This is a genomic window from Umezawaea sp. (assembly GCF_036375055.1).
Classification (GTDB): Bacteria; Actinomycetota; Actinomycetes; order Mycobacteriales; family Pseudonocardiaceae; genus Umezawaea.
The window spans coordinates 1-11,091 of sequence record NZ_DASUSQ010000032.1 but is presented as its reverse complement, the minus strand read 5'-3'; the positions used below and the strand labels follow the sequence as shown (position 1 = coordinate 11,091).

Here is an 11,091-nt window from a genome sequence, read left to right as displayed (position 1 = left end):
TGTTTCCCCCGTGGCTACGGGAGGCTGGCCGGAGCCCTTGACCATGGCGCCGAGGCCGATCTTGTCGTGCCCGGTTCTCGCGCTGTCAGCTTCCCGTGGCGCGTGTTCCCCTCGTGCTCACGGGAGCTGGCCGGAGCCCCTGACCATGGCGCGGTACGCGGGGCGCAGCAGGTCGGTGACCTCGCGCTTGCGGACGGTCAGCGGGAGTGGGTCCAGTTGGTCGAGCAGGGCGTCGGGGTGTTGGGTCACCACGAGGTCCGGTGCCGGGGCTGCTGGAGCGGGTGGTCGTTCCCAGTAGGTGTCCAGGCAGTCCTCCAGCGCTGCCACCGGCTTGTCGGCGCGTTGTTCCTGGGCCGCCAGCGAGCCGCGCAGGGCTCGCAGGTTCTCCAGCAGGTCCTCGCGGTCGCGGCCGCGCCACGCGAAGATCTCGAACGGGTCGGTGTCGAACGACTCGGCCAGCAGGTAGCAGGTCGCCGCCAGGTGCTTGCAGGGCGCCTGCCAGTCGGGGCAGGTGCAGTCCATCGACAGTTCCCGCATGGTTTCGGGGAACAGGGTCAGGCCCAGTTCGGTGAACACGTCCTCGATCTCGGGCGGCATCTCGCCCGCCAGCAGCTTGGCGGTGAAGATCGCCTGGCCCGCCAGGGCGCGTTCGATCCGGCGCCACTCCTCGTCGTCGAACTTCTTCACGCCGATGCGCGCGCGGTACGGCTCCGGCCGGGTGCCCGCGATGAGCGCGACTACCAGGCTGGTGGAGAGGGACATGCTGATGACCTGACCGGTGCGCGCGTAGGCGCGGCCCCGTTCCAGGCGGCCTGCCATGCCGAACGACTCCAGCACGGCGAGGAACCGCCGCGACCACCACGTCTGCGCGACCTCGCCGCGCCTGCTGCGCAACGTGAGCCCACCCGCGATGCGGACGGGGTGCGACGCGGGTTTGGGGACGCCGTGCCACTCAACCACCGACGGCCTCCGGCGACAGCGTGAGCAGGTCGCGCAACTGGCCGGTCGACAGCTCGGTCAGCCAGTTCTCGCCCGCGCCGACGACGAGCTGCGCCAGCGAGCGCTTCTCCTCGATCATGAGGTCGATCTTCTCCTCCAGCGTGCCGATGCAGACGAACTTCCGCACCTGCACGTGGTTGCGCTGTCCGATCCGGAACGCGCGGTCGGTGGCCTGGTCCTCGACGGCGGGGTTCCACCAGCGGTCCAGGTGGATGACGTGGTTGGCGGCGGTCAGGTTGAGGCCGGTGCCGCCCGCCTTCAGCGACAGCACGAAGATCGACGGCCCGCCGGACGACTGGAACCGCTCGACCATCCTGTCGCGAGCACCCTTGGGCGTTCCGCCGTGCAGGAAGAGGACTTCCGTGTCGAACTTCGCGGCCAGGTGCGGAACGACCATGGTGCCGAACCTGGTGAACTGCGTGAAGCACAGCACCTTGTCACCGTCGGCGATGATCTCCTCCAGCACCTCCTCCAGCCGGTCCAGCTTGCCGGAGCGCCCGGCGACGCGCGAACCGTCACCGAGCAGCTGCGCGGGGTGGTTGCAGACCTGCTTGAGCTTCGACATGGCGGCGATCACCATTCCCTTGCGCTGCAAGCCGTGCGCGTCCTCGATCCGCTCCAGCATGTCGTTCACCACGGCGCGGTAGAGCGTCGCCTGCTCGGTGGTGAGCGTGCAGAGCTGCTTCATCTCCAGCTTGTCCGGCAGATCGGTGATGATCCGCGGATCGGTTTTGAGGCGCCGCAACACGAACGGCCCGGTGATCTTGCGCAGTCGCACGGCGGCGTCCTCGTCGCGGTACCGCTCGATCGGGACGGCGAAGCGCGCCCGGAACGTGTTCAGCGTCCCCAGGACGCCGGGGTTGGCGAAGTCCATGAGGGACCACAGCTCCGCCAACCGGTTCTCCACCGGTGTGCCGGTCAGCACGACCCGGTGCCGCGCCGGGAACCCGCGAACCGCCCGTGACTGCCGGGTGGAGGCGTTCTTGACGTTCTGAGCCTCGTCCAGCACCACCCGGTCCCACTCGACCTCGGCCAGCGGCAGCGCGTCCCGAGCCGCGAGCGCGTACGTCGTGATCACCAGGTCGTGCTCCGCGACGGTGTCGCGCAACTCCCGGCCGGACAGCCGGTCGCTGCCGTGGTGGACGTGCACCGCCAGCCCCGGCGCGAACCGCGCGGCCTCGCGCTGCCAGTTGCCGACCACCGACATCGGGCACACCACCAGCGTCGGCGGTCGCTTCCCGTCCTGCCGCTTCCACACCTCCAGCGCCAGCAGCTGGATCGTCTTGCCGAGCCCCATGTCGTCGGCCAGGCACGCGCCCAGCCCCAGTTCGTCGAGGAACGCCAGCCACGCCAACCCGCGCACCTGGTACGGCCGCAGAGTGGCGTGCAGACCCGCGGGCGGCTCGACGGGTTCGAGCCGCTGCTCCGCCTGCCCGGACAGCAGGTCGCCCAGCCAGCCGTCGCCGTGCACGCCCGTGACCGGCAGCGGCAGTGCCGCCGCCTCCGATTCCGACCAGGACTGCAACAGCACCTGCTCCGCGGGCATCCGCCCGGTACCGCCGCGCTTGAGGAACGCCAGCCCGGCCGTCAGCCGCCGCTGGTCGACGTGCACCCACTGCCCGCGCACCTTCACCAGCGGCACCTTCGCCGCCGCCAGCTCGGCCAGCTCCTCCTCGGTCAGCCGGTCCTCACCCAGCGCCAGGTCCCAGCGGTACTCCACCAGCGCCTTCAGCCCGAGCTTGCTCTCCGACTCCACCACGCCCGGATCGCCGCGCTTCGCCGTCGTGGTCGTCAGCCGGAGCCCGAGCCGCCGCGGCTCACGCCACCACGACGGCAGCAACACCCCGAACCCCGCCTGCGCGAGCAGCGCGGCACGGCTCAGGAACTCGTACGCACCGGCCGCGTCCAGGTCCAACCTCGTCGGGTGCCGCTCCCGCAACGCCACGTCCAGTTCCGGGTACAGCCTGCTGGCCCGCCCGAGATCGGCCAGCAGCAACTCCTGCGGATGGTCGACCCAGCGCCACAGCACACCGTCGTCCCGCCACGCCTGCTCGGCGAGCACCACCACGCTCGGCTCGTCGACCGCCTGCAACAGGAACTCCAGCCGCCACCCCTCGTTGGCGAACCCGCCCTGCTCCGGCGAACTGAGCCGGAAGCACACGCGCACCGGACTGTCCCGCTCAGCACTCGCCCGCCACGCCCCGAGCTTCGCCCTCAGCTCCACGAGATCCGCGGGACCGGCCTCGAACACGGGCTCGCCGACGAGCGCCCGCAACCAGAGGTCCATCGGCGTGCGGCCCCTCGTCAAGGACACCGACCCACCGAGCGCACCACGAACCCCGGTGTCCACCAACGTGGCCAACGCACCGCGCAACGCGGTCTCCGGACTGCCCACCCCCTCAGCGCCGCGGCACACCGGCGGCATCGAGTCGCGCAACGACGCGAACCGCATCGAGTCCACTCCGGACAGCGCGGGACTCCACCGGGCGACGGGAGCGTCAGCGTCGACCGACGGCAACACCCGACCGCGCGACACCAGGTCGCGCGCGAACTCGGCGACGTCCACCAGGTACCGGACGGACGCACCGGTCCGGCAGTCCGGCACCGACACGGGCGGCACGTCCACGACCACGACCGGCACGAGCCACCCCCGCAGCCGAGAGGGGCCCTCGGGTTCGTCGGGGTCCTCGGTCAGCGGATCGCGCACCAGCTCCGGCGAGGCCGCGGGCGACGCCGGGTACGACGGCAACCGCACCACCACCGCGTCAGCCTTGCCGCCACCGAGCAGGTCCAGCAGCACGTCACCGTCGACCGCGAAAGGATGCGGAGCCGGGTCGTGACCGGGAGAACCGGAGCCGGAGCGCGAGGCGGGCTGGCCGGGCGTACCGGGCATCCCAAGCGTGCCGGGTGTGCCGGGTGTGCCGGGTGTGCCGGGTGTGCCGGAAGCATGGGTGCTGAACGCGTCGGAGGCGTCCCGAGCGTGGGAGCGGGTGGCGTCGCGGCCGGCAGTGCCGGACCCCTTGCGATCGAACGCGCCGAACGCCCCACGACCGAGCGCGCCGAACGCCTGACGGCCAAGCGCGCTGGCGCCCACCTGGCTGGGCGCGCCGGAGATGCCGATGGCCTCCCCGCCGGGCGTGCTCTCACCACCCTGGTCGAGCGGGCTGAAAGCACCGCGTTCGGGCGTGTCGAGCCCACCTTGGTCGGTGGCGAGGGCACCGTGTTCGGACGGGCTGGGGGTGCCCTGATCGGGAGTGCCGAAAGCACCCTGCTCGGCGGTGTCGAGGACACCGTGCTCGGCGGCCATGAGGACACCGTGTTCGAGCGGGCTGGGAGTGCCCTGATCGGGAGTGCCGAAAGCACCTTGCTCGGCCGTGCTGAGGACACCATGTCTGGCGTTGCTGAGGTCACCGTGCTCGGCGGTGTCGGGGACCCCGTGCCTGGCGGTGCCGAGGCCGCCATGCTCAGTGGTGCCGAGGCCGCCGTGCTCGGGTGGGTTGGCCGCCGGTTGGCCGGGTGGGTCGGGGGTGTTGTGGGCCGGCGGCTCGGAGGCGCGTTCGGTTGGCCGTGAGTCCTCCGCCCACAGCGCCAACCGGCCATCGACCATGCACAAGCCGTGCAGCACGAACACCCGTCGGACCCTAGTCGGCCCGACTCCCAGGCCTGCCGAGCGGCTCGAAAAGAACCGGTTGTCGAACGCCTTGACGATTCGGGTCGGGTGAACAACGCTGACTGGGAGAGCGCTCTCCCAGATGTCGACACCGCCGTTGACCCCGCACCGTGAACGGCGGCGCCGAGTCGTGTTCTCGCCCTGCCAGGAGTCGCCATGCCCTTCTCGTCCCTCGTCCATCCTCTGTCCCGACGCCGGGGCAGAGGTCTGATGCTCGTGTTCGCCGTGATCGCGTCCCTCCTCGCGAGCTACGTGCTCTCGACCGCCCGCCCCGCCGAGGCCGCGGGCACCCTGCTGTCACAGGGCAAGCCCACCACCGCCTCCACGGCCGAGAACGCGGGCACACCCGCGACCGCCGCCACCGACGGAGACCTCGGCACGCGCTGGTCCAGCACCTTCGCCGACCCGCAGTGGGTGCAGGTCGACCTGGGAGCCACCGCCGCCATCGACCGGGTCGTGCTGAACTGGGAGTCCGCCTACGGCACGGCCTTCCGGATCGAGACCTCGGGCGACGGCGCCGCGTGGACGCCGATCTACACCACCACGACGGGCCAGGGCGGCGTCCAGTCGCTCGCCGTGACCGGCAACGGCCGCTACGTGCGGCTGACCGGCACCACCCGCGCGACCGGCTACGGCTACTCCCTGTGGGAGTTCCAGGTGTACGGCACCACGGGTGGCGGCCCGGTGGGTGCCACGCCAATCTCCCAGTTCAAGCAGGTCGCAGCGTCGTCGTGGGAGGGCGGCAACGCGCCCGCCGCGGCACTGGACGGCCGGTCCGGCACGCGCTGGTCGAGCCAGCACGGCAGCGACCCGCAGTGGCTGCGCGTCGACTTCGGCGCCACCGCCACGATCAACCGCGTCTCGCTGACCTGGGAGGCCGCCTACGCCAAGGGCTACCGGATCGAGGTGTCCACCGACGGCAACGCCTGGACGTCGATCTACTCGACCACCACCGGGGCGGGCGGCACGGAGAACCTGACCGTCAGCGGCACCGGCCGGTACCTGCGGTTCTACGGCACCGCCCGCGCGACCGGCTACGGCTACTCGCTGTGGGAGTTCCAGGTCTTCGGCACGATCGACGAGTCGGCCACCACCGCACCCCTGCTGTCCGGCCCGACCAAGGCGCCCGCCGCCACCGGCCGCTTCGCCCTGACCGCGCCCGCCGACAACGCCATGATCACCACCACCCGGCGACCCGCGTTCTCCTGGGCGGCCGTCGGCGGAGCCGTGCGCTACCAGGTGTGGCTCAACGTCAGCCGCACCGACTACGACTTCGCCGCCTCCGGCAACCTGATCGACCTCTACACCAAGGTCGCCGAGACCACCGGCACCACCTACACGCCGACCTGGGACATCTCCGACCGCTGGACCTACCGGTGGTACGTCGTCGCGGTCGACGGCGCGAACGCCACCAGCGCCTCGAACATCCGCACCTTCAGCCTCTACCTGCCGACCCTCACGACGGTCGACGACGGCGTCCGCACCGTCAACGGCAGCCGCGACCTCAACAAGAACGGCACCATCGAGCCGTACGAGGACTGGCGCCAGCCGGTCGAGACGCGGGTGAACGACCTCCTCGGTCGCATGACGATCGAGGAGAAGGCCTACCAGATGTTCTACAACGCCCAGCAGTTCCCGCAGTCCGGCTGGCACTTCGGGCCCGCCGAAGCCCAGGACCTGCACACCGTGCTGCGCTCCGGGGCCGGGACCAGGCTCGGCATCCCCACCGTGTCGGCGGGCGACACCATCCACGGCTACAAGACCACCTACCCGACGCAGAGCGCCCTGGCGGCGGCCAAGAACTACCCGCTCGACTACAAGCTCGGCGACATGCAGCGCCGCGAGCAGCTCGAGGTCGGCACCCGAGGCGTGCTCGGCCCGCTCGCCGAGGTCGGCACCAAGGTGCTCTACCCCCGCATCCAGGAGGGCAACGGCGAGAGCGCCGAGGTCGCCGCCGCCCAGGTCCGCGCACTGGTCGCGGGCTTGCAGGGAGGCCCGGAGCTCAACCCCGGCTCCGTGCTGGCCACGGTCAAGCACTGGCCCGGCGAGGGCGCGGGCGGCGAGGCGCTCATCGTCTACGACCAGGTGACCGTGAAGTACCACATGATCCCGTTCCGGGCCGCGATGGAGGCGGGCGCGGTCAACATCATGCCCGGCTACGCGGGCAGCTCCCTGATCGATCCCGGCGGCCCCGGTGCCGGTGACAGCGCCAAGATCCTGGCCTACCTGCGCCAGAACCTCGGCTTCACCGGCCTGATCACCACCGACTGGCTCCCCTCCGGCTCGTGGATCGGCGCGGCCAACGCCGGGTCCGACGTCATGGGCGGCGCCGACCCCGGCGCGGTCGGCTTCACCATCGCGGGTTTCACCGCCAACGTCCCCGCCGCCCGGATCAACGACGCCGTCCGCCGGGTCCTCCGGCTCAAGTTCCAGCTCGGCATCTTCGAGAACCCCTACGGCGACCCGGTCAACGGGCCCTACCGGTTCCACACCCCGGCCTACACCGCGCTCGCCAACCAGGCCTCGCGGGAGGCCATGACCCTCCTCAAGAACAACGGCACCCTGCCGGTGCGGCTGAACGCGGGCGACAACATCGTCGTCGCCGGGCCCCGCGCCAACGACACGGCCGCGTGCTGCATCTGGACCAGCTTCCTGCACCAGGAGTACGGCTCCCAGACCATGCTGGAGGCCATCAGGACGAGAGCCGCCCAAGCGGGCGTGAACGTCTACCAGGACACGGGACCCGCGCCGAAACTCGCCGTGGTGGCGGTGGGCGAGACCTCCTACACCCACGCCACGAGCTGGGTGAAGGAACAGCCGTACCTGCCCGCCGACCAACTGGCGCTCATCCAGAACTTCCAGCGCCAGGGCATCCCCGTCGTCGTGGCGCTGGTCATGCCGCGCCCCTACGTCATCACCGAGTGGAACGACCTGGCCAGCTCCATCGTGGTCACCTACCGAGGAGGTGAGGAGATGGGACCGGCGTTCGCCGGCTTGCTCTTCGGCGACTACACGCCCAAGGGCAAGCTCCCGTGGCAGCTGCCCCGCAGCCTCGCCGACGTCCTGCGGCCCGGCGGCTCCGACATCCCCGCCGACGCCACCGAGCACTGGGACCTGCCCTACGACCTCGGGGCCACCGCGGCGCAGCGCGCCGAGATCCGCGCCAGGATCGACGCCGACCAACCGGTGCCCAGCACCTACGGCAACCCCCTCTACCCGTTCGGAGCCGGCCTGACGAACTGGTAGCCCACCCGCCCTGCCACCACTCCTGCCGTGCCTGCTCCTCGTGGTCCGCCACGGGGAGCAGGCACGTTCTCCGCCTCCGCTCGGCAGGGCCGTGCGGAGCCGGACGTCGGGCACGGGGACGCCCCGCCGTCGGAACGCGGCGACCCGAGCGGCCAGGAACCGCACCCAGCGGCGGATCACGGGGTCACGCCCAGAACACGGGCCGCGTCCGGGGAGAGCGGCCTGCCGACGATGTCCGGGTCGCAGCCCACCCTCGGCAGGCGGGAGCGGATCGACGTCGGCGAGCGGCCCATCCGGTCGGCCAGCGACCTGATCAGCTCAGCCACGGGCACCTGGTCGGTCCGGTCCAGCCACGCCTCGCGCAGCTCCTCGTCCAGCTCGGTGGTCCACGGCTGCTTCGCGTTCGCGGGCTGGGGGCGGCCAGGCGGAGGAGCGCCCATCCTGGTCAACCCGTCGAGGACGCGGCCCAGGAGCTTGCCGATCGTCGTGCCGCCCGCGACGGGGAGCCGGATCATGCCCTCGGCCACGACGGCGCCGTTCGGATCGGCGCCGAACACCTCCAGCAGGACGTCCTGCCGGGCGGTGGCCTGCACCCGGTAGCTGATCGGACCGAGCTGCATCCGGCTGTCGTACGTGCTGGTCGTCGTCATGGTGGGGACGTTAGGGACGGGGTCCGACAATTCTCGGTGGGGTCGGAGCGTCTACAGCGGACAGAGACCGCACGGCGACGGCGTCGGATCGGCGCCCGTCAGGTACGGCTTTATGTGGTGTGCCAAGGCTTTTGCCAACATCGGTGGGACCGCGTTGCCGATCTGCTTCGCCACCTGGATCTTCGTTCCGCACCACTCGAAAGTGTCATGGAAGGTCTGGAGGCGGGCCGCCTCCAGGTGCGTGATCGGCCGGTCGACGCGGTGGCCGTCCTCACCCGGCTCCCACTGCGGGTGCAGGTACCGGCCCTTCTCCGGCTTGTAGAACTCGGTCCGGATCGTCAGGGACGGCTCGTCCCACCGCATCCGGCCCATCACGTCCGTCGTCCCGGTCTTCTTCTCCTGCCAGCAGCGCGGCATCAGCTCGTACGGCAGGTCGAACCGGCCGCCGCCCGGCGGGATCGACCGGTAGCGCCGCAGCGACAGCGGGGTGGGGTTGCGGCCGATGTGCAGGTCCTCCGACTTGAACCGGCCGGGCACCTCGACGCCGAAGAACTCGACCTTCGACGCGGGCAGCGACGTGCGGGCGGGGTGTTCCGGCAGCCCGGTCAGCACGTCGCGCACCGAGTGCCAGCGGGGCAGGTCGCCCGTCCGTGCGTGCGTGGGCGCCGGGACCGGGATCTCGCCGATGCGGGAGCCGATGACGATCGCGCGCTTGCGCCGCTGCGGCACGCCGAAGTCCGCCGCGAGCAGCAGCGCGACGGTGAGCGTGTACTCCTCCAGCAGCCCGCCCGGTCGGACCTCGGACCGCAGCAGGTCGAACTCGCCGGACGCGAGGAACCGGTCGACGTTCTCGATCACGAACACCCGCGGCGCGGCGTGCCGCACGAACCGGATGTACTCCTGCCACAGCTTGTTGCGCGGGTCGTGCACGTCCTGCGCCCCGAGGCTGGAGAAGCCCTGGCACGGCGGACCGCCGATGATCACGTCGGCGCTCGGGACCTCGGCGTCCGGGACCGTGGCGATGTCGGCCCACCGCATGTGGTCCTCGCCGAAGTTCGCCGCGTACGTGGCCGCCGCGTGCAGGTCCCACTCGACCGCCATGACCGGCCGGAACCCGCCCGCCGCCACGAACCCCGACGTCATGCCGCCGCAGCCGGCGAACAAGTCGATCATCGGTATGGGCTGCTCGGTCACCGGACCAGCGTAAGGGCTCGCGGGCGCTCGCCGATCACCGCGATCCGGACCGCGTCCGCCCGCGCGACCGCCGCCGTGGACCGCCCGGTTCGAGGTCGACCCGAACCGCGGTGGTGCCCGCGAACCCGCACCCGGAGGTGAAGGGCCAGGTCACGGTGCTCGACGCTCAACGACGGCTGGTGACGGCCTCGTGCACCCGTGCCGCCGCGACCTCCGGCCGCTCGTGCTCCCACACCCGGACCGACAGCCACCCGGCTTCGGCCAGCACCACGTCGGTGTTCGCGTCGCGCGTCCGGTTCGCCTCGATCTTGGCCCGCCAGAACTCGCCGTTGCGCTTGGGCCAGGTGGCGTGGTCCGGACAGCCGTGCCAGAAGCAGCCGTCGACGAACACGGCCACCTTCGACGGCCCGAACACCACGTCCGCCTCCCGGCGCACGGCGCGCAGCGGCCTGCGGTGCACCCGGTAGCGCAGCCCGAGCTTGTGCAGCTCGCGGCGCAGCGCCACCTCGATCCCCGTGTCGCGCGAGCGCTGCCCGCTCATCCGCGCGCGGGTCGCCTCCGTGGTGGACAGCCGCTCCATCGGGACATCATCTCGCAGGCGTCAGCCGCCGCACCACGGTGTCGAGGTCGCGGTCGGACGGCAACCCCCTCTCCAGCCCCGGCACGCGTTCGAAGAAGAACGGCGGCATCGCCTGGAACAGCAGCTCCTCCGCCCGCCGCGGCCCGTCGCGCTGCACGAACACCACCCGGCCCGCCCACGCGTCCACCCCGAACACCGCCTCCGCCAACGGGTGCGTCAGCACCTCCAGCCCCCGCTCCCGCAGCGCGGCGGCCACGTGCAGGGACCGCACGAACTCCGCGAACTCCCGCCCGATCCGCCGCCGCATCGCGGCCCGCGCGACGGACCCCTCGACGCCTCGGTCGACCACCCGGCCGACCAACTCCGCCGCGGGACCCCACAGCATCACCACGGCCCGGTCGTCGCCCTGGCAGAACCTCCGGAACTCGGCCCAGCCCGGTAATCGCCCCAGCTCCTCCACGGCGTGGTGGAACACGTGCGACAGGGCGAACTCCGGCCGCCACCCGTCGATCTCCAGCACCGGCTGCCCCCGAGCGCTCAACGCGGCCCCGAGCGAATCCCCCCGGAACACGGCCCCGGTGTCGGCCGACGTGAGCGCGTTGACGACCACCGCGGCGTGCCCGAGCGCGTGCGCGGCCACGCGCGGCCGGGTGCTGTGCCAGTTGTTGAAGCGGTCCCTCGACGCCTCGGTGACGTTGAACAACCGCCGGACCTCGGCCGCGGCCGTGATGCGTTGGCTCATGACAGCGAGG

General features: G+C 71.7%; 8 protein-coding genes. 2 read left to right on the top strand and 6 right to left on the bottom strand.

The features are described from left to right. Positions 1-117: 117 nt before the first annotated feature. Both VFZ92_RS10280 and VFZ92_RS10275 read right to left on the bottom strand, forming a co-directional pair. Complete coding sequence (locus VFZ92_RS10280) at positions 118-960, bottom strand: SWIM zinc finger family protein (protein WP_330875610.1); 843 nt, start codon at positions 958-960, stop codon at positions 118-120. Then, positions 953-3,892, bottom strand: a complete 2,940-nt coding sequence (locus VFZ92_RS10275; RefSeq protein ID WP_330875609.1) for a DEAD/DEAH box helicase — start codon at positions 3,890-3,892, stop codon at positions 953-955. The genes VFZ92_RS10280 and VFZ92_RS10275 overlap by 8 nt, the downstream gene beginning before the upstream one ends. An 87-nt stretch (positions 3,893-3,979) precedes the next feature. Between VFZ92_RS10275 and VFZ92_RS10270 the strand changes: the two genes are divergently transcribed. Together VFZ92_RS10270 and VFZ92_RS10265 are read left to right on the top strand one after the other, a co-directional pair. After that, positions 3,980-4,570 carry a hypothetical protein gene (locus VFZ92_RS10270; RefSeq protein ID WP_330875608.1) on the top strand — a complete coding sequence of 197 codons (591 nt, stop codon included), beginning with the start codon at positions 3,980-3,982 and terminating at the stop codon, positions 4,568-4,570. Between the two features lie 309 nt (positions 4,571-4,879). Then, a complete protein-coding gene (locus tag VFZ92_RS10265) occupies positions 4,880-7,915 on the top strand; it encodes a discoidin domain-containing protein (RefSeq protein WP_330875607.1) in 3,036 nt (1,011 codons plus the stop codon). Positions 7,916-8,091: 176 nt separating this feature from the next. Here the strand turns inward: VFZ92_RS10265 and VFZ92_RS10260 are convergent, their stop codons facing one another. The 4 genes from VFZ92_RS10260 to VFZ92_RS10245 form a co-directional block, all read right to left on the bottom strand. Beyond that, positions 8,092-8,565, bottom strand: a complete 474-nt coding sequence (locus tag VFZ92_RS10260) for a hypothetical protein (protein ID WP_330875606.1) — start codon at positions 8,563-8,565, stop codon at positions 8,092-8,094. 51 nt (positions 8,566-8,616) lie between these two features. Beyond that, positions 8,617-9,738 carry a DNA cytosine methyltransferase gene (locus VFZ92_RS10255; RefSeq protein WP_330875605.1) on the bottom strand — a complete coding sequence of 374 codons (1,122 nt, stop codon included), beginning with the start codon at positions 9,736-9,738 and terminating at the stop codon, positions 8,617-8,619. A gap of 187 nt (positions 9,739-9,925) precedes the next feature. Next, positions 9,926-10,339 (bottom strand): very short patch repair endonuclease, encoded by a 414-nt coding sequence (locus VFZ92_RS10250; RefSeq protein ID WP_330875604.1) that lies wholly within the window; start codon positions 10,337-10,339, stop codon positions 9,926-9,928. 7 nt (positions 10,340-10,346) lie between these two features. Continuing rightward, a partial coding sequence (locus VFZ92_RS10245; RefSeq protein ID WP_330875603.1) for a hypothetical protein occupies positions 10,347-11,091 on the bottom strand: 745 nt, incomplete at its 5' end.